This is a genomic window from Pseudodesulfovibrio sp. zrk46 (genome assembly GCF_012516435.1).
In the GTDB taxonomy this organism is placed as follows: Bacteria; Desulfobacterota; Desulfovibrionia; order Desulfovibrionales; family Desulfovibrionaceae; genus Pseudodesulfovibrio.
In genome coordinates this window covers 4,013,343-4,031,600 of record NZ_CP051216.1, presented here as the reverse complement: position 1 = coordinate 4,031,600, position 18,258 = coordinate 4,013,343, and the positions used below count along the sequence as shown (strand labels likewise).

At 52.2% G+C, this 18,258-nt stretch carries 14 protein-coding genes and 1 tRNA gene; 7 read left to right on the top strand and 8 right to left on the bottom strand.

Translation table 11 applies throughout. The annotated features are described in order from the left end of the window. Positions 1-2: 2 nt before the first annotated feature. Positions 3-2,273, bottom strand: a complete 2,271-nt coding sequence (locus HFN16_RS18590) for a PAS domain S-box protein (protein WP_168892160.1) — start codon at positions 2,271-2,273, stop codon at positions 3-5. A 143-nt stretch (positions 2,274-2,416) separates the two neighbouring features. Further along, positions 2,417-3,418 (bottom strand): ABC transporter substrate binding protein, encoded by a 1,002-nt coding sequence (locus HFN16_RS18585; protein WP_168892159.1) that lies wholly within the window; start codon positions 3,416-3,418, stop codon positions 2,417-2,419. Between the two features lie 229 nt (positions 3,419-3,647). On the opposite strand from HFN16_RS18585, the gene HFN16_RS18580 reads away from it, so the two are divergent. Further along, positions 3,648-4,382: a transporter substrate-binding domain-containing protein gene (locus HFN16_RS18580; protein WP_247648382.1), complete on the top strand. Its 735-nt coding sequence runs from the start codon at positions 3,648-3,650 to the stop codon at positions 4,380-4,382. A 69-nt stretch (positions 4,383-4,451) separates the two neighbouring features. Here the strand turns inward: HFN16_RS18580 and HFN16_RS18575 are convergent, their stop codons facing one another. The 5 genes from HFN16_RS18575 to HFN16_RS18555 all read right to left on the bottom strand — a co-directional run bounded on the left by HFN16_RS18575 (position 4,452) and on the right by HFN16_RS18555 (position 11,373). After that, a complete protein-coding gene (locus tag HFN16_RS18575; RefSeq protein WP_168892158.1) occupies positions 4,452-6,833 on the bottom strand; it encodes an acetate--CoA ligase family protein in 2,382 nt (793 codons plus the stop codon). 37 nt (positions 6,834-6,870) lie between these two features. Then, complete coding sequence (gene surE / locus HFN16_RS18570; RefSeq protein ID WP_168892157.1) at positions 6,871-7,677, bottom strand: 5'/3'-nucleotidase SurE; 807 nt, start codon at positions 7,675-7,677, stop codon at positions 6,871-6,873. 404 nt (positions 7,678-8,081) lie between these two features. Further along, positions 8,082-9,035 (bottom strand): reverse transcriptase family protein, encoded by a 954-nt coding sequence (locus HFN16_RS18565; RefSeq protein WP_168892156.1) that lies wholly within the window; start codon positions 9,033-9,035, stop codon positions 8,082-8,084. 675 nt (positions 9,036-9,710) lie between these two features. Continuing rightward, positions 9,711-9,786, bottom strand: a tRNA-Ala gene (locus tag HFN16_RS18560). Between the two features lie 57 nt (positions 9,787-9,843). Further along, the gene (locus tag HFN16_RS18555) at positions 9,844-11,373 is read right to left on the bottom strand and encodes a glycosyltransferase (protein WP_168892155.1); all 1,530 of its coding nucleotides are present in this window, start codon (positions 11,371-11,373) and stop codon (positions 9,844-9,846) included. A gap of 70 nt (positions 11,374-11,443) precedes the next feature. On the opposite strand from HFN16_RS18555, the gene HFN16_RS18550 reads away from it, so the two are divergent. From HFN16_RS18550 to ruvC, 3 genes are all read left to right on the top strand, one after another. Beyond that, positions 11,444-12,043 (top strand): RlmE family RNA methyltransferase, encoded by a 600-nt coding sequence (locus tag HFN16_RS18550; RefSeq protein WP_168892154.1) that lies wholly within the window; start codon positions 11,444-11,446, stop codon positions 12,041-12,043. An 83-nt stretch (positions 12,044-12,126) separates the two neighbouring features. Then, entirely contained in the window at positions 12,127-12,867 is a 741-nt protein-coding gene (locus HFN16_RS18545; protein WP_168892153.1) for a YebC/PmpR family DNA-binding transcriptional regulator, read from the top strand. 3 nt (positions 12,868-12,870) lie between these two features. Then, positions 12,871-13,377 (top strand): crossover junction endodeoxyribonuclease RuvC, encoded by a 507-nt coding sequence (gene ruvC / locus HFN16_RS18540; RefSeq protein WP_168892152.1) that lies wholly within the window; start codon positions 12,871-12,873, stop codon positions 13,375-13,377. Between the two features lie 66 nt (positions 13,378-13,443). On the opposite strand, the gene HFN16_RS18535 is transcribed toward ruvC, so the two are convergent. Further along, on the bottom strand, positions 13,444-14,022 hold the full coding sequence (locus HFN16_RS18535) for a hypothetical protein (protein WP_168892151.1): 579 nt from the start codon (positions 14,020-14,022) through the stop codon (positions 13,444-13,446). Positions 14,023-14,169: 147 nt separating this feature from the next. On the opposite strand from HFN16_RS18535, the gene ruvA reads away from it, so the two are divergent. The 3 genes from ruvA to HFN16_RS18520 are packed head-to-tail and all read left to right on the top strand — an operon-like array spanning position 14,170 to position 18,201. After that, a complete protein-coding gene (gene ruvA, locus HFN16_RS18530; protein ID WP_168892150.1) occupies positions 14,170-14,787 on the top strand; it encodes a Holliday junction branch migration protein RuvA in 618 nt (205 codons plus the stop codon). Continuing rightward, complete coding sequence (gene ruvB / locus HFN16_RS18525) at positions 14,784-15,773, top strand: Holliday junction branch migration DNA helicase RuvB (protein ID WP_168892149.1); 990 nt, start codon at positions 14,784-14,786, stop codon at positions 15,771-15,773. The genes ruvA and ruvB overlap by 4 nt, the downstream gene beginning before the upstream one ends. A gap of 16 nt (positions 15,774-15,789) precedes the next feature. Further along, on the top strand, positions 15,790-18,201 hold the full coding sequence (locus HFN16_RS18520) for a DNA internalization-related competence protein ComEC/Rec2 (RefSeq protein WP_168892148.1): 2,412 nt from the start codon (positions 15,790-15,792) through the stop codon (positions 18,199-18,201). Positions 18,202-18,258: the final 57 nt, after the last annotated feature.

The following is an 18,258-nucleotide window of genomic DNA, read 5'->3' as shown; positions in this document are numbered from 1 at the left end:
GCTCAGCTTTCCGCCATCGGTAGTTTGATGGTGAACCGTGCCCCTTGCTCTTGGTTTTCAGCGTGTATTTCGCCACCGAAATCCTTGATCAGCCCGTAGCTGATGGAGAGTCCCAGGCCGGTTCCCTTGCCCACTCGTTTGGTGGTGAAAAACGGTTCAAAAATCTTGTGCACCAAGTCTTCCGGGATACCCCTTCCATTGTCCTCAACCTGAATGACAATGTCGTTTCCTTCACGCATGGTGCGAACTGTAATGGTTGCTGTATCAGAAACACCGGACTCTGTCTTGTCTTCAAGTTCGTCGCGTGCGTTTACAAAAAGATTAATGAAAACCTGCTCAAGCTGGTCAGGGGTGGCCATGACCGGAGGCAGATTGCCAGCCAGCTCCCAGCGAGTATCTATGCCGCGGGAAGAGAACTGCTTTCTGAGCAGTGTGAAGGCGCGGTTCAGGCTTTCGTTCACGTTCACCAATTCGTTGCCCTGATCAACCTGACGGCCAAATTCACGCATATGGCTGATGATCTTGGTGGCGCGATCCACATAGCTGTCTACCTCGCGGGCGAGGGTGCCGAGCGTCTCTTCGGGAATCGGTTGGCCCTGATCGACCTTCTTCATGAAGTAGTTACTGGCGGATTTGATAACCGTAAGCGGCTGGTTCAGCTCGTGCGCCACACCGGTGGCCATTTCGCCCAATGTTGCCATCTTACCCGCGTGGAAGAGTTTCTGCTCCGCTTCAAGGCGCTCGGTAATGTCGGTGGTGGACACCAGCAGGTATTCAAAGTTTGAATCCTCTGATACCGCGAGCATCATGTCCACGAAGAATTGCTCTCCGTCTTTGCGGATGCTTTTCACCTGATTGATGGCAGTGAAGGCGCGCATTTGGGACTGCATTCTCTCATTTTCGTCCTCGTGAACGATAGACATGAATGATCTGCCGATGAGGTCTTTACGATCCCAGCCGTACACTTGGGTCACAGTTGTATTGCAGTCCACGATCTCCAGTGTGGAATTGGCCAGCACGAAAATGGAGTTGGGTACGTTGTTGAAAATGGTGTGGTACTTCTTTTCGGATTCCTTGAGCTTTTCTTCCAGCTCTTTGCGCTCGGTAATGTCCAGACACATTTCCATGGCTTTGGTCACTTTGCCGTTCTTGTCCATGATGGGTGCGGTGTGAACGATCCAGTGGGAATAGGTCCCATCCGGGTTGCGGCGGCTTTCCTCGCTGCAATGGGCCACCCCGGTTTCAAAGGTACGCTCAACAGGACATTCCTCGCACTTTTCGTCGATACCCTTGTATGCTTCGTAACAGTATGCCCCGGGGAACGGACTGAAGCGTTCTCGGCTCTCCTTATTGTATTCGAGCAGCTTGTAGTCGAGGTCCTGCACGGTAACGACACAAGGCACATTGTCAAAAAGGAGCTCGAACTCCTCGCGCTTCTCGTTGATGATATCCTGTTGAAGATGCAGGGCGTTGACCATGGATTCGTGTGATCGCGCCAGTTTGCCCAGCTCGTCTGGACGTTTGATGATCTCGCGTGCAGCTCGGCTTTCACGGCCATGGGCAATGGCCTCGGAACATTGCGTCAGGACTGAGAGCGGGCGGGTGATGAGCTGCCTGAGGCCAAGGAAAATACAGAAGGAAGCCGCCATGAAAACCAGCGTGCCAAGGAATATGAGTTGGTTTCTGTAGTCGGAAACCGCCGCGTCAGTCACCTCGAAGTTGAAAACCATATCCATGGTGCCGAGAATCTCGTTGTCAGCTGGATGATAGTGGCAGGGCCCTCCGGAGCATTCAGGCGAGTTACTGATGGGAACTTGCACGCTGAACAGGTGCTCGCCGCTTTTACTCTGGAAATTCCAGGTTCGCTCAGAGAAAGTCAGATTTGTTTTTGGTGGATCCTGCAGATGACAGACTTTGCAGGCGTGGTGAGACTTGTCGATGACGGTGCCAAGTTCGTCTGGCTTGTTGGTGAATTTGACCTCACCTTCCTTGTTGTAAACTCGTATGGATTCAACGTGATGGAATTGCGCGACTTTTTGGATGGTTTGGTTGATGTCGCCGCGATTGTTTCGCAGCATGGAGTCATGCAGGCCCAGTTTGATGGTGTTGCCCATCATGTCAGCGGTATGGATACGCTCAGCGAGGGTGTACTCGTTGACGAAGCCGATGCTCATATAAATGAGCAGCAGGGTGCTGGCGAGCAAAATGGTGCCGGTCGCCAATATGATTTTGATGATCAGGCTTTCCCTGATCTTCATGATAAGTCCAAGCATCTATGCCCCTGAGCGTATAGAACCCATTTGGTAGGATATTTATGAATTCTACCTGAAAAATGGGCCATAAAGCCAATAACTGTCAAGGAAAATCAGATTTTGGACCGTGGCGGTGTGAAAACGATAAGGCGTTATAATCGGGCTTAATCAACAAAAGTGATGGGCTCGTTGGGGGCCTTGAAATAGGAAGGTAGCGTGATGTTCCAGCGCTTGAGACCGCTGATGCTGAAAACGAAGCGTCCGTGCTCGGCGGTTACAGGCTGAATGGTGTTGGGCTCGCGTCCTCTCAGGATCTTGTTGGCCAGCCTGGCTGCGGCTTCTCCCTGAGGATAGCCAGATAACACCAGCCCGCCCAGAGCTTTGTTCTTGCCAATGGAAAAGTCCCAGAAACCAAAGACAGGCACCGGAGAATGAGTGGATGTCCAGTTGGCCACTAGTTCATCAGAAACATGGTTCCCGTTCTCGTCCACCAAAGTATGATACAACCCTAGAATAATGGCTTCATACCCTTGGTCTTTGGCGGTCAGAACCGTTTTTTTCCAATTGGCAAAGGTGTCCATAAGTTCGATATCGGTTGTTGTCTTGGAGAACTTGTTTCTTTTCTTCCCACTAAAAACAGTCTTCAAGGTCACTTGCGCCGTGACGCCATTGTCGAAGAGAACCAGGCACTTGTTCATTCGGGATTTGAGGATTTCCTGAATGTAGGCAATGGAGCGCTTGAGTAGAGGTCGTTCAAGCACGCCGGTGGCGAGTGTCATGCTTCCGAGATATTGACGCGGGTTGTTGTTGATCCCCAGAAAGACGACCGGTATCCCCTCATTCATTGTGGAAAGTCCCAACTCCTGCAGCGCGAAGTCATCTGTCATGATCACGAGTGACGGCTTGTCATTCTTGATAATGCTGAGGACTTCCTGTGCGTTTTTCTGGGCTTCTTCCAGACTCAGTTTTTTTGAGTCCAGATAGTACACGCTGAGTTCGGCCCGGCCCTTCAAGTTGTCTTGCAGCCCCTGGTTGTGCGCGGCAACCCAAGGGTATTCAGCATGATAGCTGTTGACGATCATGACTTCCGGTAACTGGGCATACGCAGTTCCTGTAAGGAACAGCATGACGGCAAGGAGGATGATAATGGCAGTCTTTCTTTGCATAATTACCCTTGTGGGCCAAATTCATGAGCGTAATTTAAAAAAGCTTAACCTGACCATAACATTCCGAGAGGATTAAATCTATATAGAAAGAATCTGTATCTGAAGGGCGAATTGAGAGCGTCTGTCAATGGATGAAAAAATAATTTTGTTGCAAAGAATTTTAGGATATGGACATGATTCTTCTCCTTCTCAAATGTTGGAGTAAATCTGTCATTTCGGAGGCCGTATTTTGAGGTTTTTCTACGCCCTGTTGATCAGTCTGTTTCTCTTTCTGCCTAGTCATGCTCATGCCACGCAATTTGAAATGCAGGCGATTGTGTATCCTCCCTTGGTGTACGCTGAAGGTGATAAACTGTGGGGAGTAGCTCCTGAAGTTGTGAGTGAAATCCAGAAAATTGTAGGGGACACGAGTGAACTCAAAGCGGTTCCCTGGCTTCGGGCTTATGAGAAGACCCAGAAAGCCCCGATGCACGCTATTTTTGCTATTGTCCGTATCCCTAAACGGGAAAACCTGTTCAAGTGGGTGGGCCCTGTTTTTGGCGAGGGCGATTACTTTTTCAAGCGTAAAGGTGCTGACATCACCGTGAAGTCCGTGGAAGATGCAAAGAATGCACGGCGTATCGCTGTCCGCAAGGACGGGTACACGCATCAGACTCTTGAGGCCAACGGCTTCACCAATCTTGACCTCAGCCCATCATATGACTCCAGCTACCGGAAGCTCGTTGAAGGGCGTGTGGACCTCGTTCTGATGGGCGAGCGCACTTACTACTACATGGTGAAAAAGGCGAATCTCGATCCTGCTGATTTTGAGCGAACCGAGTACAAGTTCGATGATTCTGCGGCTTGGCTGGCCTTTTCGCCGGATGTTCCCGACGAGATCATTCAGAAGTGGCAGGACGCTTTGGATACACTCAAGGCAAACGGCAAGTACGATGAAATCATGGATCGGAATTTCCACAACTAGTTTGGACTGAAGAAATATGTTTTTAAAGTAAAGGGTCACCCTGAGGTGGCCCTTTACTTGTTTGGTTGATTACCCTCTGATTCGCGTGGCGTTGAGTCGTCCTTCAATATACTGACTCAGAGCAGAGACCGCCATGTCGCATGTCTGGAAGACCGGGATACCGGCGTCCATCAATCTGCGGACCATGGGTTCGTAGAGCATGCCGGCATCAACCGAGCACACAAGAGGAGTCTGGGTTGAGTCCACCAGTTCCTTGAGCCTGCCAACAAGTCCGTCATCCGGTTCGTCGTCCGCCACATTGTCCATGGTAACCTGCAGAGACGGGGACATGGGGACCAGCGCGGCCACCACGGCATCGACGCCGGGATCGTTACACAGGGCTCGAGCAGCCTTGATGTGGGTGTCATCATCAGCTGCCGGGGTAATGTCCAGCGGATTGCGTATGGTCACCAAAGAGTCGAGGCGTTTCTCCTGGAACAGATTGGTGAGCGTTTGTTGAGTTGCGGGGCGCAGGGGGGCCAGTTGCATGGAAAAGTCGTCGGACTCGATGGAGTCGGCCATGCCTACGGCTTCGAAGCCGGCGGCAGACAATGCTGCGAGACGGTTGCCGCGAATGGGTTTGCTGTTCAGGCGCTGGGCCAGCAGGACAAGATTCTGGAATTCGGTGAAGTTGCGGGCAACGATAGCACCGGCCTGATGCACACAGGATTCACAGACCATGTAGTCGCCTGCCAGCGATGCGGTGTGTCCTGCTGTGGCGTCTTTGCCTGCTTCGGTTCGGCCCGCCTTGTAGAAGATTACTTCTTTACCCGCCAGCACGGCCTCGCGCACCGCACGGCAGAAGGCAAGGCCGTCGAGGTCCTTGAATCCTTCGGCGTAGATGGCGATGACGTCCACATCGTCTACATCCTTGAAGTAGGTGGCCATATCGCCAAGGGTCAGGTCATTCTGGTTGCCCATTGAGATGAGGTAGGCGGGCTCCAGTTGCGGGCATTGTGCCAGCCGGGTGAGGATGAACGCACCGGACTGGGAAATCAGTGCAGTCTTGTTGTAGGGTTTGCCCGCGGATTTGGGGAACTTGTTTTCCGGGATGAACCATGTGTCGAACTTGCCGGGGTGTGAGACCACGCCCATACTGTTGGCTCCGAGGAAAACCGGGCCAGTCCCAGCCTCGTGTGCCTTGTTGATCTTTCGGGAAAGGTCCGCAGCTCGATCCACGCTTTCTTCGGTTTCTCCCATGCCGCCGGGAATGAGCAGTACGGAGTTGACGTTGCCGGACTCCAGCACTTCATCCACCAGATCAGGCACCATGGGCGCGCCCACTGCGACGACGAACAGATCCAGCTTTTCCGGTACGGCGGAAACGTCAGGGAGGCACTTCACCCCGTCCACCTCGTCGATGCCGTCTTTGATGACGTATACGTGGTCCTTGTCGAATCCGGCATCAAGGATGTTCTTGAGGATGATTCGGCCAAAGTTCATGCGTTTGGTCGAAACGCCGATCACGCCGATGGAATCCGGCAGGACAACCGATTTGACTTTCTCCACCGGGCGGGTCGGTGCCAGCTTTTCAGGCAGGGAAAACTTGCACAGACCATCCAGCGGAATCATGAGGTAATCAGTGAATGCGAACGGGTTGATCTCCAGTTCGTCGATGACAAAAGGTGCGTCCGGATTGGCCGAGGAGAAATAACGTCCCACTTCAATGAAGGCGCTGAAGCATTCGATGAGTTGTTCGTCGGTGACGATACGTCGTTGCCCACGGGTCAAACCAGCCAGTTTGCGGTAGGAGATTGTTTTCTTGAACAGCTCGAAGAACTGATCGCCGTCACTCATCTCGACGGATGCAGCGACGATGGCTTGTCCCTTACGAAAACGCTCTGCGTAAAGTTCGGTGTCTGTTCCGCCGAGGCCCGCGCTGAGCACGGTGCCGAACTCGCGGGTATTGCGCAGCCCCACGATTAGTTCATTGCCGAATGCATCGGAATCCGGCGGCATGAACTGAACCTGAAGTACTCCTTTGAGATCGCCGCTGATGGCGGTGACCAGGGCTTCGCCGGACAAACCCTGATATGATTCAGGGGCAGCCTCCTGATTGGCCTCAATCCAACGGGCGTAATTCTCCGGCACTTCATAGAGCATCCGGCGCATGGCAGAGCGAACCTTATTGGGCTCTTTGTCGACAACCCGGACACCACCGACCTCTGTCTTGTGGATGATGGTGGGGGAAACGATTTTGAGCACGGCCTTCTCGCCGGGAATCGCCATGATGGATTCGTCGGATGGGATTTCTCCCCGTTGAATCAGTTGACATTGGGGCGGTGTTTCAGCCCCGAGGCTGGAGAGAAAACTGTATACTTCGTACTCAAACAGGAATCCGCGGTCGTCCTTATGCGCTTCGGCTAGTCGCTCAGTCAGGCCTGCAAAATTGATCCTAGTTGGGATTTTCATCAAATATCCTTTCTATTGGCTTGAGATGTGAGCGCCGCTATCCCTGTTGCCATCTATTCAGGGCAGAAAAACTGTCATATGCCGTGAAGTCGAGTGATAAGGGCGTAACCGACACGACCTTGTCCACGGCAATGGCGTATACATCGGTGTCCGGTTCTTCGTTTGGTGTGTTTCCTTTGGTGACAAAGGCATCACCAAGTCGGCTTTGTAGTGATGGCCTTTCAAGTGCCGACTGATAATATCTGTTACCAGACAGTTTCGTTACCCGCCACTGGGAGGCTATTGATGCTTCGCTGGGGACATCTATTTTGAGAATATCAACCCCACTGGGAAGCCCTTCCGATAAAGTCTGTCGAGCGAAATAGCGAAGGAAATGGGCTGCCACATCCCAGTTTTGAGAGGTGTACTCAAAATGGCAGTCAACAGGTGTTTCCAAGGATACAGCCAGCGAAGGAATACCTCTTGCCGCCGTTTCCATGGCCGCGCCGACTGTGCCGGATGCAGTGATGTTGTTGCCTAGATTTTCGCCATAGTTAATGCCTGAAATTACAAGATCCGGTATATACTCGGGCATGGCTTTCAATCCATGTTCCACACAGCGGGCGGGGGCAGCGTCGCACGCATAAGCAGTAAGGCAGTGCTCAGCAGAACATAATGTGACTGGTTCGAGCTTTGCTTCCGGATTGCCCCGCAACGCTCTGCCCATGGCAGTTTGCTGTTCAAGTGGGGCAATTATGGTGACTTCGGCGAATTGCGAAACGGCTTTGGCAGCAGCCAGCAGGCCCGGTGAATGGATTCCATCATCATTGGTTATCAAAATTTTAGGAAGCGGTGCTGTGTTCATGGCATTCTCTTCAAGATGGGTAGTTTTGTTCGTAGATCGATTTGATGGTGTGTGCTAAGTTCATAGATATGCCGATCCTTCGGAAAGGCAAGATGTTTGAAGCCGAAGGGGCGGTGTTTGGCTTCTGGTCGAAACGAGTGTTGGGCAAGTTCTAATGGGCTGCGCCATGCTAGTTTTCACAATCTGTATGAGGAGATAACTGGCTTTACGCCACCTTCGAAGCATGCGTCTTCAGCCGATTTCGTCGTAAATGCCATAGCGGTGGCAGGTGCGGCATGGAAGGAGTTGGATGCCCATGCTTCGGTTCAAGTCTGCTACCATGCAGGATACGAAAACAGATCTGTCAGCCGAGTATACATCGGTAGCTAGAGAAAGTGAAAAGCCCCCGAGAGGGGGCTTTGTTATTATATCGTTATATGCTGTCGCGCACATGGGCATTTTTTTCTTACTTTCTTCGCGATAATCTGAGCATACCTCAAGTTAAATTGGGCAGCTTCATATGTCATGCCAACTAGTGAGTTGCATAACTTTTCTTTTTTGGCCGCATCTTTTTCTTGAGAAATCGCTTCAAGTAGGACCCTGATTTTCCCTCGGCGCTTGTTGGGAATATCAAGCCTGTCGTTGCATAATGCAAGGCCTGTTACTATTTTCGTTTTCTTGGTCGAATACTGTTTCTGCTTATGAGGTTTGTACCCATAGCCAGCAATAATCTTGTCGATTTCAAAGCAAGTTCTTTTTGAGATTTCATTCCCAGAAAAGGTAAGGTCATCGACATACAAAGTCATGGTGAGCCCATGTGCTCTGCTGAAAATGTAGAGATCATCGAACATGGTCACGTTAGTCCAGTAAGACAGCAAGGGGCTAATACAAGACCCCGTTGGCAGATTCCTCTGGTATGCGCAGAGTCGTGTCAGTAAGTGTGCGACATCTTCATTGCATTTCATGATTTCATGAAAGAAGTGGTAGATGCGGCCAAAGGATATTGATTCGTAAAAACTTTTGATGTCCACTTTGTAAAGAGCATTGCGGTTTAAGTGTGACTCCGCATTTGTCTTGTAGGACTTGCCCTTGGTTGCCGAGTGAAGGTAGGTAGGTGTTTTTATGCGTTTTAACAAGTTGAGAATGCGGGTGTGTACCGTCTTTAGGTGTGGACGGACTTCTTGAACTTGTCGTTCTTTTTTTACAAAATATGGATGGCTGAGCTTGCTCTTGGGTAAGAGCGTATAGACATTATAGTTACCGTTGCTTTTAGCCAATGCTTGAAGATCTGCAAGCGGTTGTCCAAGAAGCTGTGCAAGCTTCTTTTTGGTGCTGAGCTTGTAGAACGGAGATTGAGATAGTGAGTACTTTGTTTTCATTTTTATCATCGGGCTTTGGGCAAAAAAAATCAGAAAGAGTTAGCCACCAAACAACGTGGCGATGGATTCAACCAACTGTGGAAGCATCATTATCCCTTTCGCTAACGCTACTCGGAGCGCAGTCTCTTTGAGACTGCATTCATGTGTTCCACCCACACTATTCTTGGGCGGACTTCCAGCTGATGAAAACTTAAATCGAAAATACAATTCGATAACCATAGGATTTCTCCTTGTGTTTTAGATCTTGAGCGGGATTGCCTAAGATCGTTACTCTCTCCACAAGGTCCGTATGGATGGGGGATGCTGGAAGCATGTCCTCTTTCTGACTGTCCGGCCGACTCACTGGGCGTCTTAGATACACAGAACGTCTATACACAGTGTGCAGTGTCATCCCGTGCGGCAGTGTTTTCCAGTTCGCGCGTCGGCCCCATAATGTCAAAGATCTTTATGATCTTCACGGGATTCTTGAATCCCAATTTGTGAGAGATTCTTCCCCTGATTTTCATCTGGTTTTTTACATAATCCCCACTATAGAACACTGTCAATAGGGTTGTTGGTATTATATGTAATGTCTACTTTTGCGCTCTGGTTTGAGTGGGTTGAGAGAAAATGGTGGGATGGGTGTGAGTAAGAAGAAAGGGCCTCAAGCATCAGCTTGAAACCCTTTATCCTTTCTGGTGGAGACGAGGAGATTTGAACTCCCGACTTTTGCCTTGCGAAGGCAACACTCTCCCAGCTGAGTTACGTCCCCGGGTGGATGAATTTCTGTAGCTCTTTTTGAGGAGTGCGACAAGCCCTTTGTCAAGGATTATGGAGTGATCCACGACAAAGGCAGGTCCATTGTCTGGAAAATGGTTTGTACTCGATTGTGATAGGTGTGTTCTTTGAGGATGTGGTCCCGCCATGCGGCACGGAGTTCCGTTTTGGCTACGGACTCGTCGCGGTAGCGCATGAAGAGCGATTCGATCTCCTTGGGCGTACTGAAAATGATGGCCTCGGCCAGATTCTCCGGGAAGATCTTTAGACCGGGGTTGTTGTCCGTAAGTAAGAATCCGCCTGCGCACCACACGTCGAAGTGCCGTTGAGTCAGGCCCGCCGGAAGCTGCATTCCGGTGACGTTCAAGGAAACGGAGGCTTCGCGATACACTGCGGGCAGGTGGGTATAGTAGTCGAGCAGGGAGCGCACTTCGGCCTTGATGGAATCGATGTGACTCCACTGATCATCGCCAAAGATGACGGTGTGCTTATTCATGGCAGACAGGCAGCGTGTTCGCCACGCGTAGCCCGCGACCTCGGCACCAATGCCTACATGGCGGACCTGGTTGCCGGGCCATAAGTTTGCGAGAATGTGTTCCTGCCACCAATGAAAGTGAGGGCGGTCGCCTTTCTCCAACATGCCAATTGCTTCTTCGAGGAGGAGATGGTTGGGCGTTAATCCTGCGAAAAACTCGTTCTTCTTAGGGAATTCCGAGCGACCAACGAAAACGAGCTTGTCTTCCAAGTCGTCGCCGTGTTTCGGGAGCGTGCCGCCTTCACCGAAGAGCTCAGGGCAGGCCGCCAGCGGCAGGTGCGTTACCCATCGTGCTCCGGTCTGAATGAGCGGACCGATGAAGCTGTGGTCCGTGACGAAGAGGTGGGCTTCTTTCCAGTATGCCGACTTTACCGAGGTCAGGATATTGAACGGGTTGTCTACCAGCCAGACTGCGACCTTGACGCCAGCCTCTCGCAATATGTTGAATCCGAGTCCGAAAGGCTCAAGTCCTTTAAAGTTGATGGAGAAGAAGAGTGCAGGTTTTTCTTCTGCCAGCAGGGCAGGGAGTTCGGTCCCGGCAGAGCGCTCCAGTGTTTCTCTGTCCAAATGGCGGACAGCGTATCCTCTGGCTTGAAAAGCGATGGTCAACTCGCGGCCAAGGAGATCTTCTTCTCCAAAGGGCAGCCAGATTATAGGTGTCGTGGCCTTCTCAGGAAGTCTGCTTGCTGCGGTACGGGCGGTGAGTGGCCCCCAAAATGAGGGGAATGCCTTGAGGCCGGGACGGTATCGCACCACTGTAGACGTGGCGGCCCGCTCCGGGGTAAACTCGTCAGAGGTTATCTGAGTGAATCCTTGCGGAACCTTGTCTTCCCAATTCTCGATCTGGTCGAGCATGGAGCCGGATTCCACATACGAAGCAGAAGAGTGTTCGGGGAAATAGTCCCTCAGCAGCTCTGGCTGTGGACCAAGGCCCAGGAAGACAACGTCTTTATTGCCCGGAATGATTTCGAACTGCCCCTTGTCTTCTGGCAGTGTCTGGAGATTGCCGAGCTCGTTAGTGATGCGGGTTCTGACAGGTCTGGGCATGAGGCTCCACTTGGCTTTTTCGACATATTCGGTTACGGAGACGCTCCCACGCCGATCAAGGAGTGCCACCATGAAGCAATATCAAGACAAATACTTCAAACGAGCCAAAAAAGAAAACTACGCCGCCCGCTCCGTCTACAAACTCAAGGAGATGGATAAGCGGTTCAAGTTGTTCAAGCAGGGCCAGACCGTACTCGATCTCGGTGCGGCCCCTGGTTCCTGGACCCAGTTCGCGGGCGAGAAGGTGGGCAAAAACGGCCACGTTCTCGGCGTAGATATCCAGGAAACCAAGCATAGCTTCCCGGCTAACATAACCTTTTTGCAGGCCGATGTCTTTTCCGATGCGCCGGAACTTTTAGAGGCCATGGAGCCCCTCAAGCCGTTTGACCTTATCATCAGCGATATGGCTCCCAAGACTACGGGAATCAAGTTTGCTGATCAGGCCAATTCTCTTGAGTTGTGCGAGCGTGCCTTTGAGGTTGCGTTGAAATATCTCAAGGTCGGCGGCCACTTCGTGGTCAAGATCTTCGATGGGCCCGAGATTCAGGACTATCGTGCATTGGTGCGGCCTCACTTCGCAAAACTCAAGAATTTCAAGCCGTACAGCTCCCGTAATGAAAGCAAGGAGTTCTTTATCGTAGGACTTGGCTTTAGGGGCGCGGACGTATAAGATAACCGACCCGTTGCCGAGGGAGACCGTTGGTAACGTATAATAAGACAACTATTTTTTATTGATAATATTCAGGAGGAATCATGGCCGGACATAGTAAATGGGCAAACATCCAGCATCGTAAGGGGCGTCAGGACGCCAAGAAAGCTAAATTTTTCACCAAGGCTGCCAAGGACATCATCCTTGCTGCCAAGGCTGGCGGCGGCAACCCGGAAGATAACTCCGCCCTGCGTCTCGCTATTCAGAAGGCCAAGCAGGTGAACCTGCCCAAGGACAAGATTGAGAACGCCATCAAGAAGGGCACCGGCGAACTGGCCGGTGGTGACATCTTGGAGATCACCTACGAAGGTTACGGCCCGGGTGGTGTTGCCATGATGGTCGACGTGGCCTCCGACAACAAGAACCGCATCGTTGCCGAAATCCGTCACGCGTTCACCAAGCACAACGGCAACATGGCTGAAACCGGTGCGGTTTCCTACATGTTCAACAATAAGGGTGTTATTGTCTTTGACGGCGAAAAGTTCACCGAAGATGACATCATGGAAATTGGCCTGGAAGCTGGCGCAGAAGACATCGTGGCAGAAGACGGCATCATCACCGTTTACACTGAGCCCTCCGATTTCATGCCCGTGCAGCAGGCTTTCACCGACGCTGAAATGGAATTCAATTCCGCCGAACTGAACCAGGTTCCCGAGAACCTCATCGCCGTGGACGCTGAGACCGGCAAGAAAGTCATGAAGCTCTACGACGCTCTGGAAGACAACGACGACGTTCAGAACATCTACATGAACGCCGACTTCCCCGAAGGTCTGTTCGACGAGTAAAGCATGAGTGACAATGGTCTGATCGTTCTTGGCCTCGATCCCGGTACCCGGGTGACAGGCTACGGTATTGTCCGGGAACTTTCCGGCCAGGTCGAATTGGTGGTCACCGGCACCATCCGTACTCCGGTGAAGAAAGATATGGCGACCCGTTTGGGCGTCATCTTCGACAAGCTCCAGGAGCTTATCAGGCAGTACGCTCCGGTTGAGGCTGCCATCGAAAACGTGTTTGTATCCAAGAACCCCTCGTCTGCCCTCAAACTCGGGCAGGCGAGGGGCGCTTGCATGGCGGCCTGTGCCACCAACAACATTTCCATGGGCGAATATGAACCCACCAAGGTCAAAAAGAACCTTGTGGGCGTGGGCAATGCCCCCAAATCCCAGGTGGCCTTCATGGTCGCTCATACCCTTGGCGTCAAAAAGCCCGACTGGGCCGAAGACGCTTCAGATGCTCTGGCCATCGCCATCTGCCATTTGAATGAGCGGCGAATGCGAAAGCTGACAGGCATATAAGTAGACAGAAAAACGCCCCGTCCAATGCTATGGACGGGGCGTTTATTGTTGAAAATAGGGGCTTGGCTACTTCTTCTTTCCTTTTCCCTTGTTCTTCTTCTGCTTCTTCTCTTTTATCTCGTCGTCTTCAGAGTCTCCGTCGTCATCTTCGTCGTCATTATCATCGTCGCTGTATTTGCTTTTGTTCTTTTTGTTCTTGTTCTTGTTTTTATCTTTGTTCTTTCCTTTTCCCTTGCCTGCTGCCGAGGGGTGAATACCACATTCCTTGGCAATTCTTCCCCAGCCCATGCCGGAGTCGCGCATTGCCTGAATCTGAGCTCTGGATTTGCCGCATTGCTTGGCGTAGGCGTCTACACGGGCTGTATCAAGTTTCTTCTGAGAGGCAGCATACTTGGCTTCGGCCTCTTCTACCTTCTTCTCAGCTTCTTCCTTTTCTTCCTGAGTGGCAGTCGTGGTCTTCAAAACTTCATCAAGAATGTCCTTGGCTTTGCGGACTTCTTCGGAGCGTTGCGTCGTTTCTTCAACGATGGCTTTGCCCACCAGGTCGATGAGTTGCTGCTCTGCCGTTTGTGGGCTGTCCTGAGCCATTGCCGTAAAGGGGAAAGCTAACAAGGCGACGATAATAATCCATTTCATTGGTTTCATAATGACTCCATTAGGCGGTTCTGGTTGGCAACTGCTGAACCCATAACATCAACTCGCAATTATTGGGTATGATTATCTGGAAAGCGTGGTCATATTCTTTGAATTACGTTCGCGAATACGCTACTACACCTCCAACGGAGGCAATTCATGATCGGATATCTGCAAGGGACATTACTTTCCGCCAACGAAAAGGGGCTGGTGCTCCTGACGCCGGGCGGTGTGGGCTATGAAGTGGCCGCACCGACATCGGTCATTGCCAAGCTTCCCGGCAAAGGTGGGGAAGTTGAGCTGTTCATACATACACAGGTAGCGGAAAAGGCCATTGATCTGTTCGGTTTCATCGAGGCTGATGATCTGGATTTGTTCCGCACTCTGATCTCTATTGATAAGCTCGGACCCAAGAAAGCCATGGCGATCCTCTCCATGTTCGATGCCGAGCATCTGCGCGAGATTGCTTTCCGTGAGGATGTCACCATGCTCTCCCGTGTACCCGGTATTGGTCCGAAGTCTGCCAAGCAGATCTTGTGGAATCTGAAAGACAAGGTGAAGAACCTTGCTCCGGCCACAGGAAAAGCTACGGTGGCTGCTGCGCCGCACGGGCCACAGGGCGAATATCTGGATACCCTTGCAGGCCTCAAGGGGCTGGGCTACGCTGAAGAGGAAGTCCGTCCAATGATCATGGAAATTTTCGAAATAGAACCTGACCTTGACGCTGCCGGTGCGATCCGTGCCGTGCTCAAGAAAATCAACGCGGCACGTTCATGAGTAAAGTTACCCAACCGGAAGAAAATGTCCGTCCGAGACGGTTGAGCGATTTTATCGGTCAGGAAGACCTGCGCGACAACCTTGATGTCTTCATCCGGGCTGCCAACGAGCGCGAACGCCCGCTCGACCACACTCTTTTCTATGGCAATCCCGGCCTTGGTAAAACCACCTTGGCTCGCATCATGGCATCTGAGCTGGGTGTAAACATGGTTTCTACCTCCGGTCCGGTGTTGGAGCGTTCCGGTGATCTGGCCGCTATCCTGACCAATCTGGAGCGTGGCGATATCCTGTTCATCGATGAAATTCATCGCATGCCTGCCACCGTGGAAGAAGTCCTGTATCCGGCCATGGAGGATTTTCAGATCGATCTGGTTATTGGTTCCGGCCCCGGCGCCCGTACCGTCAAGCTTGATCTGGAGCCGTTTACCTTGGTTGGTGCGACCACCCGCCTTGGCCTGCTGACTTCGCCACTTCGTGACCGTTTCGGCTGCATCTTCCGTATTGAATTCTACTCTCCTGAAGAGTTGGGGCGTATTGTTGAGCGTGCCGGTTCCATTCTTGGTGTGGAAGTTGAGTGGGAAGGCGCGTTCGCCATCGGCAGCCGTGCTCGAGGCACTCCGCGTATTGCTAACCGTTTGCTTCGTCGTGTTCGCGATTACGCGTTGGTACACGGCAACGGCAAGGTGACCAAAGAGATCGCAGAGAGCTCTCTGGAGCGGCTGGATGTGGACGAATTCGGTTTGGACAACATGGACCGCAAGATTCTTTCACTCATGGTGGAGAATTTCAATGGTGGCCCTGTTGGTCTTAAGACCATTGCCGCAGCCTGTGCAGAAGAAGTACGCACCATCGAAGATATTTATGAACCGTATCTTATTCAGTGCGGATTTTTGAAGCGCACCCCTCGTGGTCGTGTGGCCACGGCCAAGGCATACAAGCACCTCAAGCTGCGCATGGAAGACGAAGACCAGCACAGCCTGATTTAGGCGAGGGCAGGGAGCCGTGACTGTTGAGACCGTCCGTCCGGCCCCTGCGCCAGTGCCCGGCCTTTTGCCGTGGCAAACTTGTTTTCTCGCCATTGTTCTTGGCATCTTTGCGTATCGCTATCCTGTCCCTGCGTTAACCTCGCTGGGTGTTCTCTATATTGCAGATACAGTCATTCGTGGCTGGCTGCGGCGATTGCCGTGGCTGGCCGTTGTGCTGTGTGCGGCTTTCGGGTTTGGCTATGCAGCGCAAGTTGCCCTTGTGGTGCCGGAAGTCCCTGTTTGGGTTGAGGCGCGTCAGTCGGTTGATCTGCAAGCTGTAGTTGATCGTGCGGACCCGAGGCCGGAAGGCCGATTGCGTCTGGTGCTTCGCGATATCCAATATGAAGTGGATGGTCAGGCTCAGACTCTGACCGGTAAGCTCGCGTGGACATGGCGTAATCCGGAGGCTTTTCCGGTGCCGGGACAAGCTGTGAGCTTGAGAATGCGTGTGATGCCAGTACGCAATTTCGGTAATCCCGGTGCGTGGGATTACGAATGGTACTGGCAACGGCAGGGTGTGATGTGGCGCGGTTGGCCTGCTGGGCGAGATGTGAAACCCGTATGGGGGCAACCGCCGAGCAATGCGCTGTGGGAATTGAAAATGCGGCTCAGAAAGGCCGTGGTCGACCACCTGCCTGCTACGCAGGGCGGAGCCATGGTGCGAGCTCTCATCACGGGAGATCGTTCTGGGTTGGAGGCTGCAACAGCAGAGGCGACACGTAGTGCCGGGCTTGCGCACACGCTCGCTCTTTCCGGCCTGCATGTCGGTTTTGTTGCAGCCATGGGGTGGGGGTTGGCGTGGTTACTTGGTTGGGTATATCCGCCGATGTTGCTTCGTATTCCGCGTCCCAAACTGGCCGTATGGTTGGCCGCTCCTCTTGTCCTAGGATATGCGTGGCTTGGCCAGCCTTCCCAGTCGTTGTTGCGTGCTGCCACCATGTTCGCCTTCTGGGGATTCCTATTGCTGCAGGGGCGAGGCAGAGTGCTTATAGATGGTCTGTTCTTCGCCCTGGCCATCATCGTGTTTGTTTCGCCATTTTCCGTGTTTGATCTTTCCCTGCAAATGTCTGCTGTTGCCGTGGCAGGTATCGGGCTCATGTATCCTCTCATTCGCGGTTTGTTCTGTGCCGATTCGAGTTGGTGGATGCGGGGCTTGTCATGGGCTGGTGGTTTGCTGGCCGTAAGTTTGTGCGCCAATGTCGCGCTCCTGTCGCTGGTGTCGTGGAATTTCGGTACGTGGAGTCCAAACATTTTGTTCAATCTTGTCTGGCTGCCAGTGCTGGGTGTGGCCGTCATGCCCCTTGGCGTGGTCGGGATGGTGCTGTCCTTGATGTCATGGACAGCGCCTTTGGGACGTGCTGCGTTGAGCTTTGCTGCCTCAATCATGGATTGGCTGCTGGGCCTCTTGCATATAGCAGGTGAAGTTGAAATGGCGCCCGTCTTCTCTGTCCTTCGTCCTTTATGGCCAGAAATAGTCGGTGTGGCTTTGCTGTTGATCGTGACGATCTTGGCGTGGGCCAACCGTCGCGTGTTCTTGGGACTGGCCGGGATCGGATTCTTCTTGATGGTATGGCCGCATATATCAGTCATGATAGCGGATTCTCAGGATCATGTGAGCTTGACCACCATTGATGTTGGTTTGGGCCAAGCGCAGGTTATTTCGACTCCCGGCGGGCATCGTTGGCTTGTGGATGGCGGCCCCGGTACCAACTCTTTTGATCTTGGCGAATCTGTGGTTGCGCCATATCTGACTTATGGTCGTCCGCCCCGTTTGGATGGAGTCTTTTTGAGTCATCCGGATACGGATCACAGTCATGGACTGCCTTTTGTTCTCTCCCGATTTGATGTAGGCGCATTTTATTCAAATGGCATGTCTGTTCGTGGAAGGACTGGAGAACGGTTGCGCAAAGTGTTTGAGGATAAGCCTGAATTGGTTGCCCAACCGTTACGAGCTGGACAGATTGTCTCTTTGTCGGATGATGTGAACTTGGAGGTTCTTCATCCGTCCGAAGGCATTGATAGTCGTCGCGGAAATGAACGGTCATTAGTGATGCGACTCATGCGACAGAGGCAGCCGTTAGCTCTGATTCCCGGTGATGTTGAAGGGATAGGGCTGGATGTGTTGCTTGCATCAGATGCTGATTTGTCAGCGCAAATACTTGTTTTGCCGCATCACGGGAGTCGGTCGAGTTACTCTCCAGAGTTCTATTCTCAAGTATCTCCTGAGGCCGCAGTGGGTTCGGACGGTTATCTCAACCGATATGGGTTTCCGCATCGCCAAGTGGTGAGCGGAGTGGGGGTGCCTGTCTATACGACTTCACGTCACGGACTGATCCGTTGCATCTGGGATGAAGAAAACGAATTGTCTATTCGTGCTTTTCGGCCTTGATGACTTGCCAAATATGCCTATTCCTGCAATAAGTTGGTATTGGAATTCCAAGAGGTA